Source organism: Pseudoalteromonas sp. BMB (assembly GCF_001709235.1).
Taxonomy (GTDB): domain Bacteria; phylum Pseudomonadota; class Gammaproteobacteria; order Enterobacterales; family Alteromonadaceae; genus Pseudoalteromonas; species Pseudoalteromonas maricaloris.
On record NZ_MBQA01000176.1, the window covers coordinates 21,930 to 46,290 of the forward strand.

The following is a 24,361-nucleotide window of genomic DNA, read 5'->3' on the forward strand; positions in this document are numbered from 1 at the left end:
TTTATAAGCTCTAAAAAAATTTAGATTTATTCAACAATAATAATTAGTTAGATAAAAATAACAAAAAATAAAACCTCCTCCTAAATTCCCAACGAAAACATAAGGTTATTATTTTGTTTATTTTTTGTTATTTATTTATTTGAAATTCTTTATTACCTTAGAGTTTGTGCTCAAAGTAATAGCACTAATAATCAGCCGCACTCATTCGCTCTTATATCTCATGTATTGAGTAGTTGCGTTTTAGTGGGAAGGAATCTTCAAAATAATTATGGAGTTAACATGCAAGGGTTAAAGTCTCTGTGCGTTTTAGCATCAGCGATAAGTATGTATTGTCACGGCGCTGAACGCGTCTCTTTATTCAATGACACGCAGAAAATTGCGCCAACTTTACAACAAAAACAATCCACATTTGGTGATGATTCTAATCAAAACTATCTACTAACGCTGAAAACATTTGCAGCGCAATACACAGGTCATACGCTTACATTTCATCAAAGCCAAGTAGGTCAAACGAAGCAAAGCCATACCATAACTCAAAAGTACCAGAATATTCCAATCTGGAATCATGACCTTGTTGTGCTGACAGACGAAAATGGCGCTGTTGAGCAAGTTTATGGTGATCTCATTATTAACGTCGCTAAAGATATACCCACGCTCGCTCCTGTTTCTGAAGCACAACTTAGCGCGACTTTAGACTCAGTCATTTCTCAGTTTACCAGTGAACGCCCTAGAATTTTTAGACGTTCATCAGCAGAAGAAGTAATTTATATAGATGCTCATGGCAAAGCCCGACACGCTGCCAAGCTTACTTTTTTCACCGATTTTAAGTCTGGTCCTTTTAAGCCACAAAGGATCCTTGCTTTTGTAGATTTAATAACAAACGAGCTTATCAGCCAATCAGATGTATTGCAGCGCGTTGTGTATGAAGGCGGAAGCGGACCATCTGGTAATGACAAGGTTTCACGCCCAGATTATCAACAAGAAGATTACGTTTCCTACCCACCAAAGACCTTTGTTGTCGCCATGGAAACTGATGCTCAGCAAACTAACTGCTTGTTTGATGCAAAAAACGTTGAGACCAGAAACTACAATCACGGTACCGCGCAAGTTAATACGCCTTATAGCTATAACTGCTCAGATTCAACTCGCAATGACTATAAAGAATATCACGGCGCTCGCTCTGCCTTAAATGATGCTCATCATCATGGACAAACAGCAAGCTTGATGTTCGAGGCTTATCTTGGACATAAACCCTACTTTAATAAAAAGATAATTCAAAATGTCCATTACGGTCTAAACATGGATCAGGCATTTTATGAAAACGGCGAGGTCTATTTTGGTGATGGTGACTACCTCTTCTATCCTATGGTTTCCTTGGATGTAGTTGCCCATGAAATCGCTCACGGTTTTACCGAAGAGTATGGCTCAAATACGCCAAAATCAATGCTGACAGGTCAAGCTCGTGCCATCAATGAAGCCTTTTCTGATATGGCGGGTGAAGCAGCTGAATTCTTCTACTCTGGCGCGAATGATTGGAAAAGTAATCACGAAACGTTCCGCCTTGATGATGCACTGCGTTATTTCAAAACTCCTACGCTAGATGGAAATTCGATTGATCATGTTGAGGACTATGACGACTCAGTCACTTCTCACCATGGCGCAGGCGTATTTAACAAAGCTTTTTATTACCTCACGACTGCAGATCTAGACAACGAAACCTCACCGTGGAATACAAAGTACGCCTTTATCTTGTTTGCTAACGCAAATAAAAACTGCTGGACCAGCAATAGTACTTATCTTACTGGTGCTGATTGTGTAATGAGACAAACTCACACGGTAACTGATCAGCTGACTCAAGATGGCGTTAAAAAGCAAGATGGTAGCAACTGGCAAGCTACTGATTTACAAAACCACGTACGTAAGGCATTTGCACAAGTCGGTATCGGTTTGAAGGTAGACCGTGGACTCGAGAGTGAACTTGGCTTTGATCGTCAATTCTTAGCTTTTGACTTTAAAAACTTAACTCGCCGTGACGGCCAGCAAGTTTCGGCTAGTAACAGCGAAGGCTGGCAATGGCAGTGGAATTTTGGTGATGGAAGTGCACAAAGTAGCGCCTTTGAGCCTACACACAACTATACTACTGCGGGCGAATACAATGTTGAACTGACCGCCATCGCCCCCTCTGGTCAGTCTGATACTTTTATGCTGCCTATTGAAGTTTTTGACGACTATTGCCCCGCGCAAGGCATCAATCATAGCAAGTACTACTTATCATCAGTTTCGTTGAACAGCTACAAAAACGATTCTACATCAAGCAATTATAGCGACTACTCACATGATGTAGTCGAAGTTAAGGATGGTAAAGCACTCAATGTAACGCTAACCGCAGCACCCCACCCAGATACTCAAGACAAGACAAAGAACTTTTATGTCTGGTTAGACAAAGATAATGATGGCTTATTTCATAAGACAGAAGAACTCGCACTTTTTGGCAGCAGTAAAACGCAATTGACTGGCGAGATCTCATTGAGTGGTGAGCTAAACCAAAGCTACCGCCTTCGAACTATGGTGTCATTTGGTCTAGTGAAATCCGCGTGTGGTGACATGTCTTGGGGTGAAGTTGAAGACTACACAGTGAAGCTCATTGAAAACACAGATCCTGTTGATTTAAGGATCAGCACAAACCAAGGTGTCAATCAGATTAGCTTTGAAAACAATACTGTCGATGCACGTGTTAAACGTTGGCATTGGAAATTTGGCGATGGCACAACCAGTAGTGAAAAGTCGCCTATTCACCAATATGCGCAATCTGGCAACTATGCGGTCGAGCTAAAAGCATATGACAGATTCAACAAGGTAATTGGAAGCTGGAACAAACAAGTTCAGTTCAACACCACTATCACGGCAAGATTCACACCTCGTAAATCCGGTAGTACTGTTTATGTAGATACAAATCAGAGTGTTATCCCTAAAGGTAGCACAATACAGTGGCAATTTGGAGATGGTGTCACGTCCTCGGTAAGAGACACTCAGCACACCTATCAAGCCGATGGCGAGTACACGATCACACTCACAATTAATCATGCTGATGGCACACAATCTACCACTGAAACAGTGAAAATTGGTGAGACGAGCTTTACGCCTGATGTGAGCTACACGGTAAGCGAACAAGCAGACGGTACGTTTAAGGTCAGCTTCAGTAATACCACCACAAAACCTGATAATGCTTCAAGATACCCAGATGTAACATTGGAATGGAACTTTGGAGATGGCTCAACACTTACGCAAACTGGTGATTTTGGCCAAGACACCGAACACACCTATCAAGCCGCAGGTAACTTTAGCGCAAGCCTAACTATTAGTTACAACAAACCTATTTGGGATGATTGGGGAAGCCGAGTTACAGGTACCAAAAATATGCTGCTAGAGCTTAAATCAACACAACCTGTTGAATATTGCACGGCTGTAGGCCTGACCGATTATGAACACATCAGTAACGTGACTTTCAATCAAGATGGTCCATTTAGCAATGCACAGCAACCTGGTGTCGTTAATCCTAACAATCCAATCAAGCTCTATGCCACACAGAATAATACTTATCGTATTGAGGCAGGTTATGCAGGCAATGAAGCCTTCGCTGAAAACTACCACATCTGGATAGATTTAAACGGCGACGGTCAATTTGGCGATGGCGATTGGAGAAACAACAAATCAGAGTTGCTGGTCATGGATTTTGACCAAACTAACCAAGACTACGGTAAAGGCTATGTTGAGGGGGAATTTAGCATTCCAAGCAATAAGCTGTCACAACCTGTCACAACGACTCGAATGAGAATTTTGCAGTATTACGGATTTAGCAGAGTAAATAGTATCGATCCTTGCTCTGACTATAGCAGTGCCGCGACCTCGGGGAGCGGAGAAATTGAAGACTACCTTGTAGAAATCTATAAGAATTAAGGAAAATAAAATGAAAAAACTAAACAAAAAGGTGCTCATGCCGCTTGCAATCGCGTTAGCAGTCAGCAATGCGGTTGCTGCTAGCAACAGTGTTAATGAACAACCGACTACCACGGCGTCGAAACAGAAGTCTGGTCCTGCTGCAACCCAGGGTATCGCAGTAACTCAGCCAGACCAATTCGGGATCCGTAAACTCGATATGTCCAATCCGCAGCACTATCAATTGGCGAAGTCACGCTTAATAAAAGCAAACCGTATTGAGAGCGAGTTCCCACAGCTACACAAAACGCTAGATGTAGCAAAAGGACAGCACTTATCAGCCAAAATGAATATGACCACCTCTGAAGTGCCGCCAGTTAGTGAAACTGAAGTGGATATTATTAAAGAAGCACATTTCTTCTTGGATATGAACTTAGCTATTTCGTCTGATACAAACGAACCTTATCTCATTGTACGTGCAAAAAGCTCACGCTTTGGTGGTACAAAAGCGACCTACATCGACTTGTTGTTAGAAGATGCAAATGGTAATCAGCTTGCGCCTTTAGGTTCTACATTTAATGTATTAGATGGTAAAGACACACTTGCAACTTCGACTATTTCACTGAAGTCATTGAAAGCAAACTTTCCCAACCTAGATACCATTTACGCAAGTTCATACGTTGAACTAGAGCAAGAAGATGGCACTATCAGTACGACGATGAAGTACACTGAATACCCATTCTCATGGGAGCACTTTGAAGCGCTGTATGGCTCTGCTGCACCAGCAGCAAAAGGTGAGGCTTCTGCACTTAACGTAGGGATCAGCTCATCTTTGGATACACGTCCGAAATATAATGCGACTGCGCCAATCGATAAAAACAACGACGCGGTTATTAAAATCTGTTTAAACCGTAGTCATACTGACTGTGATTACGCAGCAGATCAATACCGTGAACCGAATGAAATTACCGATGTAAATATCCCATTCAACGGCGAGTTACGTGTTCCTCACGAGATCACTGAAATCTATCCAACTGTAGGCGATTTGCCAAACGGTATAGATGAACCAACGAATATCTATCTACAAGAAGGTATCTATGGCGGCGCGACAAAGCAAAGCTATAAAGGGCTCGAAAACGCGGTTAAGCAATTTTCCGATTACTTGGAGTTCGAAGTTGATACAGTAAACCAAGAGTCGATTATCCGTTGGAATATTCCACGTTCTGAGGGCCGTTTTGGTAATGCCAAACTGTTCTCAAACATCGCTGAAGCAAACTGGTATATGACCTTTGCTGTTAAAGGTTATCCGTACTTTAAGAAAGGACGTGGTGGTGCCGTTGCATTCCAAGTTTCACTAACGTCAGAAACAGCAACGCGTTTTGGTAACTTCTATAGTGAAGTATTACCTATGATGAAGCTAGGTTACAGCTGTCTAGCTACAGGCACAATGATCACCATGGCCGATGGCAAACAACTTGCCATTGAAGACATAGCAAAAGGCGATTTGGTATTAGGTGCACTTGCTTCGAATACCCAAGTTAAAGAACCAATGCAAGTTATTGATGTGTCGGTTGGGATTGAAGCTATCAAGATGTATCGCGTAAAAGGCGCTGATGGCTCTGATATCTTAACTACTGAGACTCACCCAATTTCGACGTCAAATAAAGGGATTATTTGGGCGAAAGAACTTAAAGTTGGCGACCGTATCTTAACTGAGAATGGGTCGGTGCTGGTAACAAGCGTGACTAAAGAGAAGTATCGCGACAAGATTTATAACCTAAAACTTGCTCCAACAGCAGATTCTAAACTAGCTGAGTCACGTAACTTTGCCATGTTTGCCAATGGTATGGCGGTAGGCGATCTTGCTACACAAGATGAGTTCAACTACAAAGATCAGGACGTACGCATGTCTGAAGAAGAGATTCTCCAACGCCTTCCTGAAAAGTGGAAAACAGACTACATCAACAGCCTGAACTAATCGCTGCATCTGGCCTCTCCGATTGAGGGGCCATACTTCTCAGTAAGGAATTCAACATGAAATTTATACATTCTCCATTGGCACGTGCCATGGGGGTAGTGGGACTTTTTGCCTGCAGTTTTTCAGCTACTGCTGATCAAATTGCTAATCCTGAGTTCACTACCCAAGCAAATAACTCTGATTTAGACTCAGTGACACTCGGTACTGCTTACCATAGTGAAAAAGAAGGTTTTTATGCACTGCAAAGTGTGCTTGGCCGAGTTGACGAAACCTATGGCAATACCGAAATGGATTTTGTAGTCGGTGTAGATATGAGCTATAGCCAACTATCTAGCATGCTAGATGGTAACTTAGGCGCTGCACTTGATGTTCCAGTCATAAAAGTTGGCGTTGGCGCAAGCTACGCAAAACAAAATGCCGCAGATAACTACACCGGCACTTACACCCTATTTCTCTCTTTGAAACCGAAAAAACGGCTGTTAGTTGCGGATCCTCAGACAGGATTTAAGCCAACACAAGCGGCGCTTGATTTGGTCAATGCTAACCCTGGAGATAAATTCAATAATATTGGTAATGAGTTTGTATCAGCGATTGAGTACGGCTCTCAAGTCATGATCAATCTCAAGTTCCAATATAAAAATGACGAAGACAAAGTCAAATGGGGTGGTCAGCTTGGTGTTGACTGGGCGGGTAAGGTCAGTGTCAGTGGTAAACTGCAAAAAGTAGACGAAGATGTGAAGCGTAACATCAAAATTACCGTTTCTGCGCTGCAACTTGGTGGTGATCCAACTGAACTATTGAAGGTGATCCCTAATCAGCTCGTCAACTGCACGATGGAAAACCCAACACCATGCTTTGATGTGTTTAAAAACAGCATCGATTACATCAAAACTAACTACGTCACTCAGTTTGATACCTTAGATAAATACAACGTTGGTCGAGTCTTAACACAAAGTTATACCGACTCAGGACCAAGCCTATCTCCCTTAGTACCTGATGATGTCTATCCAGCCAAAAGCATCTTGACTAAATTGGCATTAAAAAACATGAGTGATGATTGGGTCCAGGCAATTCTCGACAATCGTCGTGCCGATAACCTACTCAATTACTACGCCAGTGAGCTGAATAACTCACATCGAACTGCATTAGAGACCATTCGCGATAATGCACTCTTTAACTCATTTATTCTGGCAGACGCCGTTGATTATTGTAAGCGTAATCCAATTGGTAATTACTGTCGCGATAGAGAGCTACAGACTCGTGGCCGCGTTCATCAGTATGACCGTAAATGGCTAGAATTATAAGGAATAAGACTATGTTAAAAGTCATGCTAACCAGCAGTTTAATTGCCTCATTCGCTGCCACAATAGCACCATCAGCGCAGGCAAATACGACTTTATTTGAATCTCGAGATGTACTTACGCCACAGCAAGCGTTAGGACGCTTTCAATGGTTGGAAAAGTGCTACCCAGGGTTATTGGTTGAAGTCTCTGATAATATCTTTGATCCCACAACTCCCATTCCAAATGATGAGAAAATAGCAAATCTTAAAAAAGTAATGCTATACAAAAATAGTACCCTCAGGACCGATGCAAAATACCTTACCTTTGGAGATGAAGACAATGCGAATCCAAAGAACTGGTTTGCGGGTAAATCACCAACGACTTCTTGTTTGCAGATCCCATCAGATTATCGCATAAGCGCGGTGATGGTTACACCTGCAATGCCGAACTACTGCACCACTAAGTCTCGTGAACGTGCCTATGAGTTTATCCAATCAGTCAAATTTTCTAATCTTGAAAACACCAGTAGCAACACCTTTTACAGTAACTATGTTGGTGATACTGCGAAAATATATGCCGATAGAAGCTACCAGTTAACGTTAACCCCAGGATTTAGTAGTGCAGAAACATACCCGGAAACTTGGCATGTGTTTATAGACTGGAACCAAGATGGTGATTTTAACGATACAAAAGAAACCTTATTTGCAGGTGTTTCAGAACAAGCCGTTCAGGTAGAAATTACACCGCCAACGGGCGCTAAAAAGGGCATGACGAAAATGCGCGTTACCATGGATTACTTGGGTGGCAGCAATGACGCATGTAAAGAAGTAGACTCCGGAGAGGTAGAAGATTACCTCCTTTACGTGAAGTAATAGGTGGCAACATGAACTTATACAAACAGACTATCGCGGCACTTATTGCCGGCACTACACCTTTCGCATTCGCAGATTCCAATTTTGTGAACGAAGCGGAATTAATGCAAAAAGCACTAAATGTGAATACCTTTCAAAGCGAAATCCCTGGATTGATGAACGATCACATTGTACTAGGTACGGCTTATAACAGCGACCAAAAACGCTTTTTGAATGTTCAAACTGTCGCAGGGGAAACAGTTGAGACTCTCGGTAATACCCGAGTGCAATTTGAACTAGTAAACAATGGCAGCTATGACGAAGTGCTCCGTCAACTCAACGGTAATGTTGATGTTGATGTTGGTTTTCCAGTCATTCGTGTGAAAGCTGGCGGTCACTTAGCCAAGGAAATGTCCTCGACTGAGTTTTCTAATACTTATACTTTCCAAGCATCATTAACACCGAAAAAGCGTGTACTTATGCCAGTGGATGCCAACATTGGTTACACCTTGACCCCGTCAGGTAATACGCTAGCGAATGAATACCAAAGTAAACTAATGAGCATGGCAGGCGATGGATTTATCAGTGAGATTGAATACGGTGCACAGCTACTCATTAACATGAAAATTGAATACTTAAGTGAGCAGCACAAAAGTGAAATTGGCGGTTACTTAGGGGTAAGTTACGGTGCTGGTAATATCGGTATTAGCGTCGATGGTAAGCTTAATTATATCGACGAGGACCTAAAGAAAAGTGTGCGCATTACCGTCAGAGCCTTACAAAAAGGCGGTGATCCTAAACAGCTTCTCAGCATAATCCCTAACAATATTATCACTTGTTCGCTCGATAACTACGAGCCTTGCTTTACTTTATTTGAGCAAGCGGTGAACTATGCGAAGAACGACTTTGGTAATCAGTTTAATGCGCTATCTGATTACAACGTAGTGCGCTACAAGGCAACGCCTTACGAGATCAGCTCACAAGATGTACGTCGTTTAGATTCAGGTAATAAAGATATTCGCTTTGAAACCACTTACCGTACTTTATGGCTTGAAGATCAATTCAAAAAGTCGGTTAATCATGAACACCGTGCGCGTGGTGTACTTGCGCAATACGCCAGTTGGATGACGGATGTACAACGTCAAAAAGCAGAAGGCGTACAAGAAGCCGCTTACAACAATGCATGGATTTATGAGCAATATGCTCGAGTTTGTCGCGATAATCCTTATGGTACAGCTTGTACAGATGCGTGGAACGATTACCTAAATACCTGTAGTGGTAGTGGCGTCGGCTGCATACAAAACTACACGCTTGCCGATCTGAATATACCAGCTGATAACATGACGCAATACTTCAAATGTGAAAATGCCCGAGAAGCAACAGCAAACTTTGGGGTTGAAGAAAATCATGTATCACTTGGGTTTAGACAGTTGGGCTGGGCGCCTTCCTTTGTTGATGCAAATGACCCTGCTGCGGGCGTGATGGTTTGGCTACCATGTAAATCAGCCCTACCAACCTATGGAACCGCTTTTGAAAATTAGTGAGCAGTAAAAACGCTAAGACTCAATTAGTTCAATTGAGGCGTGGCAAGTAATAAACATTCGAACATTGAATTATTACTTGTTCGCCTCTCCCACAGTAAACCATCTACAGGAATTTATGTATGCACTTAAGAACCATATTAATAGTGCTCTGTGGCCTGTTAAGCTTTTATGCAAATGCACATACCTATTACTCTTTAAATACTGAGCATGAAAAACTCGGACAGGGATTTGAACAGGAATTAGGCATACCGCTTGAATCGTGCCTCGATGGTCAGTGGCAATTTCAGGGTGGTAGCATGGGCGACTTGGCTTATCGTGGCGATTTTGACTCCGACACCATGATCAATACCATTACAGGTAGTGTAAAGGCTGGTATCAACTTAGTTATTTTTGGTGGCTCAGCCAAGTTTTCCATGCGCAGGAAAGTAACCAAAAATAGAAATTCAGCTGCCTCAGCGGTCGAGTTAACCTATGAAAAAGGAAGTTATAACTTTGAAAATCGAACCACCAAACCCGCTTTTGTCGAGCTACTCAGTACAGATCCGACTCAGGTCAGAAACCGCTGTGGTGACAGCTTCATCCACAATATCAAACTTGGTTCTCGTATCTATGTTACCGCTAAGCTCCATTTTAAAGATCGCACAAAATACGAATGGTTTCAGACCAAAATCAAAGTGAAATTTCTTTTTTTCAGTAAAACTTTTACTAAAACCAAAGTATTTCAAGAGGCAACCAAAGATGCCGTCTATACGATTCAGGTGAATACCGATGGGGGGATGACGCCAGAACTCGCTAGACTCAGTAAAAATGGCACCATACACTGCAAAACCGATAATCTAACTCCCTGTATTACATACGCTGACAATTTATTTAGCTACTTACTAGACGGTGGAGAGTATGTCGACGACCTTAAAGACGAACATTTAAACGTTTTAAAGTACGAAGTCGAAAGCTATGAAGATTCTGGCCATTATGACCTCGCCTATGCTGGTCACACCGCACTATCTAACCGCTATATTGCACTGTCCGCCAGACTCAGAAGTTATCAAGATTTAGTTTATGACGAAATAGAAAGGTTGAGTGCATTTAAAGCTGTGTCTGAAGACCCGCTTGAAATCGAACAGCTTACAGCTCGTATTTCTGCCCGCAATACGCAGCGCATCGGACTCGAGCAAGCTGGCGAATACTGTGCGACACTGCCCGGCACTACCCTTTGTGAAAATCGCATAGAATCTGCAATCGCAAACGTTGATTAGGCGAACCAACTTCAGGAAAAGGAGCGCGCTAGCACACGCCCTTAACCCGTTGTCCTTACCACTCTATTCTCCAACCAATGAGGCTATATAGCCTCGCTTCTTCTATGTCGCAATTAAGCGTCACCTCAAAAAGCGCTGTGGAACCGCTGAGATATTCTTAATCTAATAATGTTGGCGTCTCAGACGTAAAATCAATCCATGTATTAGTGCCTAATAGCTCAGCACCCTCCACACTCGGATCTTCATATCGCATAACGAAATTTTTTGGTCCGTGCGCGTAGGCCACTACTAAGCCATATTCAGAGTCCAAAAAGCCTCCGTGTGGAACAAGTCCCGGGTAGCTAATACGCCATGCGTTACTGTGATTACTTACCTGTCCTAACGTTAGCTTACCGATCACGTTATCTGGTAGTAAAAAGAACCAGGTCCATGGACCACCTGATACAATCGTCATCACTTCATCGATGCCAACGCCATTTTCGGCGCTATTGACATGTAGTTTCCCAAACTTTTCTTGTAGATAGAACTTAACTTCGCTGCTCATCGCTTTCATGTCGTATATCTTAGGATAAGGTGCAACGCCTATCTCTGAAGTAGATAAGAATCCACCACGATGCATTTCCGGTTGACGCCCTGCTTGCTTGATTTCGTTTAGTAGCTCGCCTCTGTGTAATGAAAATAACGACAGTAACTGCATGCTTTCTTGTTCGTTAATCGCTCTTTTCTTGGACACCTCCAGAATCGGCCGAGCCTCTTCTGGAATATTCACGGTGCTCACCCTCACCCCAACACGGCGTAATACTTTATTTACCTGCGCAATCCCCTTTGACTCAGCTCTGCCATCACTATACGACAATATAAGCTGCCCTTCGCTCTGGGTGGCATTGGCGATACCGCTTGATAGGGGCAATACCGAAACAAGCGCAACAAGCACCAAATTAGAAAACTTCTTCATATTAATTTCTCCTCAAACAATTAGACAAGTAAGGCAAAACCATCACTGTCAAGCCTATTTTCCAAGTCTAAATATTAATTATGAGTAGAAAAACATAGTTACAGTAAACAAATTAAACACTGAGAGTAAACAATAAAACAGCAGCGTACGCGCATACTATGTGGCGTTTAGACTAAATATCTGAGTCATTCATATTTTAAGTAGGAAGTTAAGAAATCAATGAATACACGCACTTTTTGTGACTGCGCTTTATGATAGGGATAAACCGCGTAGAGCGCATGGGGACTAATTTTCCAATCCGGTAACAACGGTAGTAATTCACCAGAGTTTATTTCTTTTGCAACAAACACTTCTGGAAGGATCATGATTCCAAGCCCAGCTAATGCGGCTTGTTTTAAAGCCAAACCGTTATTAACGGAATAATTGCTCTTTTGGATATTGACAACTTGCGTGTCGTCCTCTCGCGAAAATGTCCACCGAGTTGCTGAAGAAGATAGACTATAAACCAAGCAATTATGCAATATCAGCTGTTGAGGAGTTGTAGGTGTACCATATTGTGTTAAGTACGATGGAGAAGCGCAAAGAACGCGATCCATAGTAGTTAGTTTTCTGGACCTAAGCGTGGAGTCTGTTAGTGCTTGTCCTCCACGTATTGCGATATCAATCCCTTGTTCGACCAAGTCGATATACTGATCGTTCATGACGACTTCTACCGATATTTCGGGGTACTGTTTCATAAATTCACAAATGGCTGGATTTAACATTAATATGCTTACCGACATTGGAATATTGATCCTTAAAAGCCCTGAAAGTTGCTGCGAAGACTCTATGATAGAAAGATCAGCACTAACCCATTCATCCAAAATAGTCCTGACGTGGTCATAGTATTGTTGTCCGCTCTCAGTTACATGCATCTTACGCGTGGTTCTATAAATAAGAGGGCTTTTTAAATACGCCTCAAGTTCATTGATATTTTTACTTATCGCGGCCTTTGATAACGACAAATCATCGGCCGCCGCGCTAAAGCTTCCAAGCTCGACAACGCGCCTAAATACCGTAATTGCTTTTAGCTTATCCATATACCTAACCTAATTTTATAGCCTTCAGTCAGTGCGCTTCATGGCACTTTGACATAGGCCGATCGAGAGATAAAGCCTGCCGATTCAAAAATAATAAACACTATTCTCATCGGAGATCGACGACTTATTCGCACATCTTCAGGAATGCCAACTAGTAGCGATAAAAATTTAGCCAACGCTAAGTTTCACAGGTCTCTGTAATATATCTATTTAATAATTATCCACATGATAATCAAAAAAGACCTACTTATTTGTGAGTGTAATTATTGGAAACTAGTTTCTAAATAACGTACACTCCCACGCCCAATGATTATTCAATAAAATAAGATATCAAGATGATTAAAAGCGCTATATACAAAGGAATCGTAGCCTCATTACTCACCTCCACTTTAGCAGCTTGCGGCGGTAGTGGCGGTGACAAAGGCGATACACCAGTCACATCAACAAATAAAGCACCAGTAATTGCGACTATAGCACCAATTACTGCAATGGAAAGAGACTCAATCACAGCTGTTGCGACTGTAACAGATGAAGATGGTGCGATTGAAACGTTACTTTGGGAGCAAACGGCTGGAACAACAGTCGAATTGATTAACAATAATAATGAAACGCTCGAATTTCGTGCACCTGACATCAATGAAGCGACCACGTTAACTTTTAAGTTAACTGCGACAGACGATAAAGGAAGCGCAAGCTCACAAGAATTAACTGTCAACCTAAATGCTTACGCTCCACTTTCAAGCTTAACGATTTCAGACGCAGCGCTAGCGCAATGTTTATCAGATACACATCAAGACGTAGGTATTTCAGTTGTTGACTGTACAGACTACCCAATTGCAACATTAGCAGGGCTCTCTGGTATTAGTGGTTTATCTAGGGTGTCTATTAAAAACGCAGAATTGGATAATCTCGAAGAGTTAGCTCAAATTTCTACGCTCACCGCGTTAAAGCTCGATAACGCGTTTGCCGCAGCTGAGCACAGCTCAAATAATGATGCACATTTAGAACAAATTAGTAAGCTCAATACACTTGAGTCGTTGTCTATTGTTGAAGCCCAAGAAAGTAATAATTATAGTAAGCGCCTAGATTTTTCTTTGTTAGATTTATCAGGCTTTGCACAGCTTCATACGCTTGAAATAGACAACGAAAGTAACCAATATGAAACTATAAAGCTTAGTCAACTTCCAAGTGATAAGCTCACTCGTTTGGCTCTACGTACTCTAAACATTGATGATAAAAATACTCTAAAACGCTTTAGTAACTTGCAAAGTTTATCTTTGACATATATACAAGATCTGGACTCACTGTCATTTTTAAACTCTATACCTAACCTCACAGCATTAACACTTAATAATATCGAAGCCGCTGACTCAACGGCAATAGAAGCTAAAACAAATCTGACAACACTCGTACTCAACAGAACGCAGATTGAAGATTTCTCATTCTTAGAAAAGTTTAGTGAGTTGGAAAAACTAAGCCTTAGTCGTTATTATAGTGATGCTGAGTTTGATATCGCGGACATCAGTGGTAATACGAAGCTGACATCTTTGTCATTAAACAATTTGAGCGTTGATAACGCCGGCGAGCTATCAACTTTTAAGGAACTTCAATCCTTGTCTTTGGAGAGGTTAAACCTTTCTTCTCTTAGCTTTTTACAAGCGATGCAGAAGTTAACATCATTGAAGCTCGATCAGTTACGTAACGTTAATGATCTAGGCTGGCTAAGTTTCACACCAAGCCTAACCGAATTGTACATTCATGAATTGGATAGTAGCGCGGATTTTAGCGCATTATCTGAGCTTGAAAATATGCGCAACCTCACCGTCGACAGCGATTACTCAAACTTTGCACTAGATACGTTAAGTAAAATGCAAGCATTAGAAACACTTAACCTAGAAGTTAGTTTATTTGAGGCTTCAAATGAGGCAACGTTACCGAACTTAAAGACATTAAACGTAAAAAGTAACCGATATTCAAACATGGTCAACTTGGCTAACTTTCCTGCGCTCGAATCAGCTGAGTTATTAAAAGAATACCATTATAGTAATGAAACAAAAATCACAACTCTTGACTCTTTAGGTATAAACACGAGCCTGAAATCGTTAAAGCTCGGCGGCTTTACAGAACTAGAAGATATCACCCATGTATCTCAATTTGAAAACTTAGAAACTCTCTTTATTGACTATTCTCAGGCGACTGATATCTCAGAGGTAGCATCATTAACTAAACTTAAGTCATTAACATTAGGCAACTTTTCCGAGTTTTTTAGAGCTGACATGCTTGCCAGTTTAAACACTCTGGAAAGACTTGAAATAAAAAGTAGTGCCATTTATTGTAATGATCAGGAGCTATTAAAATCTCTCGATGGTGTAACAACAAATCTTTCTAACTCTAACTGTATTATGAAGCCGGTCGATTTGAGCTTAATTACAGATGCGGCACTTAAACAGTGTATTGTAGATCAGAGGTATCAAGATGCTGTCCGTAATACCTCACTCTCTTGCGATGGCTCAGCAATTGAATCATTAAATGGAATTACACAGTTTGAAGCAATTAAGGCTTTAACACTAAGTGGCTCAGTTGACAGTTCGTTGTTACGTGATCCTAGCTTAGCTCAGCTCCACACCTTACAGAGTCTAGATATCTATAGCCTCACGGGTGAACTAACGGCTAAAGCTACACTGCCTCAATCATTGACCTCCTTTGAGTTAAATACAAATAGCCAAACCGTATATGACTTCGCGCTTTTTGGCTTGCCTACTACCTTAACTTATTTGGACTTGGATAATACCAAGCTGACAAACTATGGTTCACTTAAAGATTACACCGAACTTACCCGCTTAAAGTTGAACTATACCAACATTTCAGATCTGTCGCCGCTATTCAATTTGACCAATCTGAAGTATTTAAGTATATATGGAAACCCAAATATCGACTGTGCTCAAGTAAGCAAACTAAAAGAGTCTTTGCCCTATATTTGGATATCTCAAATAACTGCAATTAGCTGCTAGGGCGTTAAGCAATTCAAATAAGCACAGTCTCATTGCGAGGCTGTGTTTCATTTCCACAATCACATTCTGTAAATTGTTATCTCAACCCGCTATACTGGCGCAAAAATTTTTTAAGCAAATTTATGGCGCTCAAATCTACTATTATCAAAGCCCAACTATCACTCAGTGATATGGACAGACATGTTTACCAAGACTTTAATTTAACGTTAGCTCAACACCCTTCTGAAAACGAACAACGGTTAATGATCAGGCTACTTGCTTATGCACTAAATGCGTGTGAGGGACTTGAGTTTACCAAAGGCTTATGCGCTGACGATGAACCTGAACTATGGGTTAAAAATTACAGCGAAGAGATTGAGCTTTGGGTTGAACTAGGACTGCCTGATGAAAAGCGCCTTAAAAAAGCGTGCAATAAATCAAAGCAAGTGATCCTTTACACCTATGGTGAAAATAATCAAGCTATTTGGTGGCAAAAACATCAGCCTAAATTATACGACTTTAAAAATCTGAGTATTTTCAGCTTGGATTATAGTGCGACTCAGGCATTAGCTCAGTTAGCGGATCGTAGTATTAAGCTTACTATTACCATTCAAGATGGCGAAGTATGGGTAAGCTCTGATAGCGCCAATATTGAAATTAAACCACAGCAGTTAATGTAACATTCTGCTTAGTGTTATATGGTGTAACTCATTGAAAACTTGATCTCACTGGCAGCAATATCTGCCAGTGATTTGTAAGAGGGACTTTACATTAAAGCTTACGCCACACAGAGTTAGTGTCTGGTTGCTGACCACGAGTCCACCAGCGCGCCTGATATGTCTCGCCCGAGAAAGTGACTTTATCGCCACCTGTGTATACTAAGTCGCTACGCCACGCTCGAACTGTACCGTCATCAGGAATGATTTCTTGCCACACACCGCCTTTACTTGGCACGGCTCCGCGCGTCCACCAACGAGCTTTGTATTGCACCCCTTGGAACCAAACCACATTACCACCAACATAAACGGCATTTACATCCCACGTAGTTTTACCCGGCTCAGTCGGTGGCTCAACAGGGTCCGTCGAGGTGGTATCGTTCACTGTGATGTTAAATGTGCGTGTTACTTCATTTACGCCATCGCTCACCGTCACTTTACCTGTACTGTGTTGCGTCTTTTCTACCTGAGATGCGGTAAGCGTTACACTAGCACCATTGCCAACCACAGTATGGCCGGGAATATTCCAAGTATAACTAAGCGGCTTTCCTTCAGGATCACTGGCAGTCACGCTAAGCGTTACTTGCTGACCTTCATCAAGTACCACATCTCTAATACCTGCAACTTCTGGGGCTTTATTCTCAGCAACCGCCGCTTTCACATTTACTTTGAGCTGACGATTGACCGTATGTTTACCGTCCGTTACTGCAAGCATTACCGTGTATACAGCGTCTTGCGTCACGCTAGGTGTCGCAATGGTGACGCGGCTTTGCTCGGTCGTTAACGTTAACGCCGCATCACCTGACCAAGTATAAGAAAGCGCTTTACCTTCAGGGTCAGTGGCTGTTGCCTCCACTTGCACTGATCCCCCTGCCACTACGTTTACTTCACTCGCAAGTGTCACCGTTGGTGCTTTATTAACAGGCGGCGGTGGCATATCTCCCGCTAAACCTTCATGCATGGCATTGAGAATGTCACCGTTGTCTGCATCAATTTCCCACGCAAATATACCGCCAAGGTTATGCTGAAGAATGTATTGGCCTTTGGCACGAACTGAGCGTGGGCTGTCGTAGGTTACCAATGTGCCTTTACTCTTATTCCAAACGTACGCGGCCTGTGCTTGTTCATCGTAACCCACTTTAAATCCATTCAAGCCTTGCTCGTTATCACCAATCATGTACTTTTTCAAGCCTTTATAATCAATAACGCCTGCTTCACAGACACCCTGTGCGGTTGTACCTTTCAACTTGCCATTCGCAGGTGCCGTCATTGGGTTGCCTGCAACGGCTGCGTTTTGTGGATACACCCCTTCCCAGCCACGACCATACATGGCCGCGCCAACAACTAGCTTTTCACTAGGTACGCCTTGAGCCAGTAACAGCTGGATAGCGTTATCCATCGTATAAGCTGGGCCTTTATGTGGCTTGCCAATTTCATCGACACCACTGCCATTACAGGCTTCATTGCTTAAATGCGAACCACAATAGATCCCAGTTTGGTGCCCCGTGACATTGTTCCAACCACCGTGGAAGTCATACGTCATGGCAAAGATATAGTCCATATACTCGGCAGCACGCTGGTAATCTACGTCTTCGATTTTGTCCCAACCTGTACCAATTGCTGAGGTCAATTCGTATTCTCGGCCTGTTTGCGCTTCAAGCTCATCTAGCATGGCGCGCAGTTCTTTCATTAAAGTGATATACACTTCACCATCGTTGGCTGAACCAAGGTTTGGATTCGCACCATCTCCACCAGGGAACTCCCAGTCAATATCAATACCGTCATAGAACTTCCAAGTAGTGAGGAATTCACGCATTGAATTTACAAAGGTGTCGCGGTTGGCTTTGTTATCAAAATCAAAGAAAGGATCCGATAGCGTCCAGCCACCCACTGACGGTAAGATTTTTAAGTCTGGGTTACGCTGTTTCAATGCCATTAATTGCGCGTAGGTACCACGGATAGGATCTTTGCTATCAACTCCCGGTAGCGCCTTCTGTACCGCTGCCCATGGGTCGTGGATCACCACTTCATAATCATTAGAGCCACCGCAGGCTAACTTCAGCGCGCGTAGGCTATTGCCATTTTCGATTTCACCGAGAGACTCATTCGGTCCACAAATTGGAATAAAACCATAAAGCAAGTGTGTCAGGTTATCCGCTGGAATTTGGGTCACATCAAATTGACGACCATAAATACCCCACTCCACAAAATAAGCGCCAACCACTTTGTTTGGATCAGTATTAAACTGCTTATTGTTGGGGTTTACATTGAGTTTCAGTGGCGCTAAATGCCCACCGTCGGTATCCGCGATTACAATCGGCTTTGCCGCTGATGTGGCGCATCCAGTGGCATCGCAAAGTTGGATAGTTAACTGATGACGGCCTGAACGCGTGTAAGGGAAGCGGATCACGCCCGATTTGGTGCCTGCGGCAAGCGCCCCTTCGCTGACCAAATTATCATCAAAAAACACCTTATAGTGGTCGCCGCCCTTGCCAGACCAAGCGTTCCATTCAATCTCAATATCAACCACCTCTTTGGCTTGAATTAACTGTTTGTATGAACCGCGGCCATAGATGTTTACATCAACAAATGAATAGCTTTGCGGCTTCCAGGTGATGCTCGGTGTTGACGGCGCGGCTTGTACGGCACTTGACGCAATAGCTGCCGCGACAGCAAGAGATGATGAGAGTAATTTAAACATTGATACTTCCTCGTTTTATTATAATTTTTTCCACACTGAGTGCTTGTCTGGTTGCTGACCTTTGGTCCACCAGCGCGCTTGATATTCAACGCCTTGATAACTTACTCTGTCGCCGCCTGTATATGCCTTATTGGCATTCCATGTGTTACTTGCATCGGACTTGTCGACCAGCTCCCACGCATCACTTTGATCGGGCTGCTGACCTTTTACCCACCATTTAGCACGATAGCTTTTGCCCTGATACACTGCGGTATCACCAGCGGTATAAACTTGATCGGCACGCCACGTATCACCATTTGGTGGTGCGGTTTGGTCAGTCACTGTGATGGTAAAGCTAACGGTTTGTTCAAACGTGCCATCAGAAACGGTTACTTGCCCCTGATAGTCGGTATTTTGCTGAACCTCAGGCGCAGCCAACGTGATAGTTGCACCGCTACCGCTATAGCTCAGTGGTGCAGGGATCTGCCATGCAAAGGTGAGTGGATCTTTGTCATCATCAAACGCATGAACATGAAGTGATGTGCTTGAGCCTTCTTTTAGCGTGATATTGGCGGGGGTATGAACCACAGGGGCACGGTTTTGTGGCTTAGCTAAAATTGAAAGGTTAAAAGTGTACTGGGGAACACTAACAAATAGCTGATTAGCAGCGAGTTGCGCAGCATCAAATACAATATTGCCGTCACTTTGTTGTACGCCAATTTGTAACGTATTCGCATGATTATTATTAAGTGTGCTAGCAAATTGCGCTGCCCAATGAGTGATATTGCTTTGTGTTATCGACAGTTTTTCTTGTACCAATTCTTGCCCATCACCATCAAAAACGCGTAGCCATACCATATCGCCTACATTGGCCAGTTGACCCTGTTTGATAAAAAAGCCAGCAGACGTCCAACTTACTGGCTCAGTCGGTGTAGTATCTCGTACTATGGTGACGTCGCTACAATTGTAAAAGCCTTCACCTACAACATCATCACGCTGCCAGCGCGTATACAAGATAGCATCTCCGCTAAATTTACTCGGCACCGCAACCTGCATTTCATAATAGCGTTTACCGTCTGGTGCGACGAAAAAGTCAACATTGCCATACTCTTGCACTAGCTCTAAGTCTTGCCACGCTAGAGGCGTTGACTGAATATCCGCCTCCGGTTTGGTGAGATAAAACTGCCAAAAGCTAGGGTTGTGCGGCGTTGTAGCGCGAAATCTCACTTTAATTTGGTTTTGAGCATCTGGCGTTATCGCAGTTCTTTGCCACTCACTCGATGCGATATTCATACCCGCTTTGTTTCTGTCGCCACCCGCACAAAGTTGTCCGTTAGGAACAACAGCTTGTACCGCTTGCAAATTAAAATAATCAGGAACATTCGCTGCAAACTCATGCTTTTGAATAAACTGCACATGCTCAGATGCCAGGTAAGCTGCTCGACATGCTGCGTTTGGGATATTGCTTCCATCTTTTGGCCACCAAAATCCGCCCTGCTCCTCACAAATAGCTTGTCTTGCCTTTGGGCTATCCATGTAACCATGTGCAAATGCATTCGATGCTGCCATGCCAAGTGCCACAGCAATACTGACTGTTAACATTGAGTTTTTCATTTTCTTCTACTCGTTTTAGAGAAGTAGCCGCCGCCACTTCGATTAAGATTAGAATGAGCGAGAGTCTATCGATGCTTGCCACACGAAATTCAACCTTGTTCTGTGCACCCAGGTTTCGCACGTTGATAAACACAACTTATCTTGGTCGCGCTACTGTGCTTCGACAGTAAAAAACAACGCTGTCATTTTTCACAACTGATAAGCTCTTGCACGTCCATGGCATGCTCGCCTTCATTTTTTGTAACAAAAAGGTATCCAAGTTAATTTTATTGTGAGCACCAACTCGAATTCGAGGCATTTTACCCAAGCACAAATCAATAACAATAGGTGATATTATTAATTACATTCAATACTTTATAACTAGATCAAAAAACACCTTTACGCCATAACTCTGGCCTAAGCACTTGTTTACTCTGACTATTATAATAATCAAAACAATTGAAATACTTTATTCTCTAATAATTAACAATCAGAAAGCGCTACTCTGTGTAAAGTTTTATCTACATTGGGTACTAAATTACATTTAATAAAAACACTTTTTTCTTATCAAAAAATTAAAAACAACCCTTTTTACGCAGTCGATTTTCCTACTAGAGCCTTAAAATTTGGCTATACTTTGACTTTACTGCTCACTTGGAAATGATTTTGCGAACGCTATTTACGTTACTGTTGCTCATTGTCGTGTTTATCACAGGGTTTATTGTGGGTGTGTACACTTTACCGATAATGACGCAACCTCCGGCGGCTAGCCACACAGAATTACTGGCGATCAGTAAAGCCGCAACATACAAAGGCCAATTCAAAAAGGAGCTTAAAGATTCAGACGCATTACACTACGCTACCGGTGAGATTTATTTTACGGATAACCACATTGCATTTGTGGGCGAGATAGCTCCGGGGCCTGATTATCGGCTTTACCTCGCAAAAACATTTATTGAGACAGAAGCCGACTTTAAAGCACAAAAACACACCATGGTGGAAATTGCTAACATAAACCAATTTTCGCAGTTCGTGCTGCCCAAGTATCGCCAAGTTGATCTGGCCCAGTTTCAGAGTGTTATTATTTGGTGTGAGCATTTTGAGCAGTTTATATCGGCAGCGCCATTACAACGCATGGATAGTAACCAGATCTGAAGTGATGGTGCGACAGGTAAACAAACGAGCCGACACTAGCTCAGTTATGCTGTCTCTCGCTCCAAAATAACAACCATGGAATCAGATTCACCAAAGCCAGATGCAGGAATAACAACCTGTTTTAATTGCCAGCCATTTTGCCCTTCAGCATTTAATAGCGACTGTACGTCTGGTGTCCCTGATTTAAAAAAGCGCAATTTAAATGGTAATTCAACTGTTTTATATTCATATTTTTTCATCACTCTAGCCTCCTTAAGAGTAAGACTCGTATAATCTAAATTAAAAGTGGCAGCTAGTGCCTTCTGAGTTTCCATGGAAGCACTCGCTTCTCTTTCGACCCTCTGAATGGTTCTTTTGCTTAAACCAGAAGCACCAGCTAATTGCTCTTGGGTCCACCCCTTGAGCATCCTTTGCCTGATTATCAAAGCGGCATCAATTTTCATTTTTTACACTTATATCTATTCCCTAGCGTAATTAAGTAATACCCTAAAAATATGAAGTTTAAAACGCCAAATTAGTGAAAGCTTGGCGACAAAAAGGCGACAGCACGGACAATTCAAAGCTTTTTTGCTTTATAGAAAGCCCACAGAAAACACTACACTTTGGAGTAGGGGCTGCTTTACGCAGCGATGAGTCTTAGAAACCTAAGCCAAAAAAAGCCACACTGTTGAAGTGTGGCTTGAGAGCATTGCATGGGTGTATTGTTGCAATGATTCTTTCCAGTAATGGGAGTAATTAAGCAGCTTGCTCGTCGTCTTGTCCTAACCGAATTAGGTAATCAAAAGCACCTAAGCTTGCTGTCGCTCCACCACCCATCGCAATGATAATTTGCTTAAATGGTGTGGTGGTTGCATCGCCCGCAGCGTAAACGCCAGCTAGACTTGTCGCACCTTTGCTGTCAATTTCGATTTCACCAAAGCGGCTAAGTGCAACATCACTCGACTTTAACCATTCAGTATTTGGTACAAGCCCAATTTGTACAAAAATGCCGGCCAATGGTAGTGAATGCGATCCACCGCTCACTCTATCTGTGTAGTTCAAACCCGTTACTTTATTGCCGTCACCAACTACTTCGGTGGTTTGTGCGTTTTTAATAATGGTAACGTTAGCAAGGCTTTTCGCCTTTTTGATCAGCACTTCGTCAGCTCTGAGCGTATCGGCAAATTCTAATACCGTGACGTGTTCAACGATATTTGCCAAGTCGATAGCCGCTTCAATACCCGAGTTACCGCCACCAATGACTGCAACAGGTTTCCCCTTAAATAATGGACCGTCACAGTGCGGGCAATATGCTACACCTCTCCCCTTGTACTCGGTTTCGCCGGGTACATTCATGCTTCTCCATCGTGCACCTGTTGCCAAGACTAGAGATTTGGCCCTTAATACCGCACCGCTTTCAAGCGTGATATCAATGATTTCACCTTTGTTAATTGCCGCTGCACGCTGGTTCTTCATCACATCAACGCCATACTGGTTAACATGCTCTTCTAACTGTGCAACCAGCTTAGGACCTTCGGTTTTTTGCACTGAGATAAAGTTCTCAATGCCCAAAGTATCAGCAACTTGGCCGCCAAAACGCTCCGCAACTACCCCTGTATTTAACCCTTTGCGAGCAGCATAGATTGCAGCTGATGCACCAGCAGGGCCGCCACCTACAACGAGCACGTCAAACACGTCTTTCTCGTTAAGTAAGGCCGCTTGTTTTTCACCAGCTTTACTATCAAGTTTTAATAAAATATCGCTTAAGCTCACTGCGCCTTGGCTAAATTGCTCACCATTTAAGTACACGGTTGGCACGGCCATGATGTTGCGCGATTCCACTTCTTCTTGGAACAAAGCACCATCAATCATGGTGGTGGTAATATTTGGGTTAACAGCCGCCATGAGATTCAAGGCCTGTACGACTTGCGGACAAGTTTGGCAACTCAGTGAGATGTAAACCTCAAAGTTCAATGCGTTATCTATATTCCTGATCAGTTCCAAATCGTCTGCCGATGCTTTAGGGGCATGGCCACCTGAATGCAATAATGCAAGTACCAAGCTGGTAAACTCATGTCCCATAGGCACACCGGCAAACGTAATTTCGCTCTTTGTTTCAACGCCACGCACCACCATTTGTGGGATACGTTCACCTTCATTTGATTCAGATAAAGTAATTTTGTCGCTCAATGACGCTAAGTCTTGTGCTAACCCTTTTAGCTCTTGCGATTTTTTACTGTCATCAACAGTAATGACGAGTTCAATCGGACGTTGTAGAGAGCTAAAGTGGCTTTGTAGTTGAGTTTTAATTTGGTTGTCTAACATATAAGGTAACCCTCTGCAGAAACTACAGTAAAAATTCGCAA

15 protein-coding genes are annotated in these 24,361 nt (G+C 42.7%); 9 read left to right on the forward strand and 6 right to left on the reverse strand.

The annotated features are described in order from the left end of the window. Positions 1–279: 279 nt before the first annotated feature. The 6 genes from BB427_RS15540 (at position 280) to BB427_RS15565 (ending at position 10,848) form a co-directional block, all read left to right on the forward strand. Positions 280–3,957: a PKD domain-containing protein gene (locus tag BB427_RS15540; RefSeq protein WP_069021758.1), complete on the forward strand. Its 3,678-nt coding sequence runs from the start codon at positions 280–282 to the stop codon at positions 3,955–3,957. Between the two features lie 10 nt (positions 3,958–3,967). Further along, positions 3,968–5,914, forward strand: coding sequence for a Hint domain-containing protein (locus BB427_RS15545; RefSeq protein ID WP_069021760.1), 1,947 nt, complete (start codon positions 3,968–3,970; stop codon positions 5,912–5,914). A gap of 56 nt (positions 5,915–5,970) precedes the next feature. Continuing rightward, a complete protein-coding gene (locus tag BB427_RS15550; RefSeq protein WP_069021762.1) occupies positions 5,971–7,218 on the forward strand; it encodes an internalin in 1,248 nt (415 codons plus the stop codon). Between the two features lie 11 nt (positions 7,219–7,229). Then, positions 7,230–8,069, forward strand: coding sequence for a GEVED domain-containing protein (locus tag BB427_RS15555; RefSeq protein ID WP_069021764.1), 840 nt, complete (start codon positions 7,230–7,232; stop codon positions 8,067–8,069). Between the two features lie 11 nt (positions 8,070–8,080). Beyond that, positions 8,081–9,589 carry a hypothetical protein gene (locus BB427_RS15560; protein ID WP_069021766.1) on the forward strand — a complete coding sequence of 503 codons (1,509 nt, stop codon included), beginning with the start codon at positions 8,081–8,083 and terminating at the stop codon, positions 9,587–9,589. A gap of 122 nt (positions 9,590–9,711) precedes the next feature. Further along, positions 9,712–10,848, forward strand: a complete 1,137-nt coding sequence (locus tag BB427_RS15565; RefSeq protein ID WP_045989281.1) for a hypothetical protein — start codon at positions 9,712–9,714, stop codon at positions 10,846–10,848. 157 nt (positions 10,849–11,005) lie between these two features. On the opposite strand, the gene BB427_RS15570 is transcribed toward BB427_RS15565, so the two are convergent. Together BB427_RS15570 and BB427_RS15575 are read right to left on the reverse strand one after the other, a co-directional pair. Beyond that, positions 11,006–11,803, reverse strand: a complete 798-nt coding sequence (locus tag BB427_RS15570) for a hypothetical protein (RefSeq protein ID WP_069021768.1) — start codon at positions 11,801–11,803, stop codon at positions 11,006–11,008. Positions 11,804–11,988: 185 nt separating this feature from the next. Continuing rightward, a complete protein-coding gene (locus tag BB427_RS15575) occupies positions 11,989–12,882 on the reverse strand; it encodes a LysR family transcriptional regulator (RefSeq protein ID WP_069021770.1) in 894 nt (297 codons plus the stop codon). 335 nt (positions 12,883–13,217) lie between these two features. Between BB427_RS15575 and BB427_RS15580 the strand changes: the two genes are divergently transcribed. Next, complete coding sequence (locus BB427_RS15580) at positions 13,218–15,893, forward strand: leucine-rich repeat domain-containing protein (protein WP_254663653.1); 2,676 nt, start codon at positions 13,218–13,220, stop codon at positions 15,891–15,893. Positions 15,894–16,015: 122 nt separating this feature from the next. After that, positions 16,016–16,552 (forward strand): YaeQ family protein, encoded by a 537-nt coding sequence (locus BB427_RS15585; protein ID WP_069021772.1) that lies wholly within the window; start codon positions 16,016–16,018, stop codon positions 16,550–16,552. A 91-nt stretch (positions 16,553–16,643) separates the two neighbouring features. Here BB427_RS15585 and BB427_RS15590 read toward each other — a convergent pair whose 3' ends face one another. Further along, positions 16,644–19,289: a glycosyl hydrolase family 18 protein gene (locus BB427_RS15590; RefSeq protein ID WP_069021774.1), complete on the reverse strand. Its 2,646-nt coding sequence runs from the start codon at positions 19,287–19,289 to the stop codon at positions 16,644–16,646. 18 nt (positions 19,290–19,307) lie between these two features. Next, on the reverse strand, positions 19,308–20,882 hold the full coding sequence (locus BB427_RS15595) for a lytic polysaccharide monooxygenase (RefSeq protein WP_069021776.1): 1,575 nt from the start codon (positions 20,880–20,882) through the stop codon (positions 19,308–19,310). Between the two features lie 639 nt (positions 20,883–21,521). On the opposite strand from BB427_RS15595, the gene BB427_RS15600 reads away from it, so the two are divergent. Beyond that, positions 21,522–22,016, forward strand: a complete 495-nt coding sequence (locus BB427_RS15600; protein WP_083229897.1) for a DM13 domain-containing protein — start codon at positions 21,522–21,524, stop codon at positions 22,014–22,016. A 44-nt stretch (positions 22,017–22,060) separates the two neighbouring features. On the opposite strand, the gene BB427_RS23930 is transcribed toward BB427_RS15600, so the two are convergent. Together BB427_RS23930 and ahpF are read right to left on the reverse strand one after the other, a co-directional pair. Then, the gene (locus tag BB427_RS23930) at positions 22,061–22,459 is read right to left on the reverse strand and encodes a DUF4177 domain-containing protein (protein ID WP_082086204.1); all 399 of its coding nucleotides are present in this window, start codon (positions 22,457–22,459) and stop codon (positions 22,061–22,063) included. 292 nt (positions 22,460–22,751) lie between these two features. Continuing rightward, positions 22,752–24,320, reverse strand: a complete 1,569-nt coding sequence (gene ahpF, locus BB427_RS15610; RefSeq protein ID WP_069021778.1) for an alkyl hydroperoxide reductase subunit F — start codon at positions 24,318–24,320, stop codon at positions 22,752–22,754. Positions 24,321–24,361 lie beyond the last annotated feature (41 nt).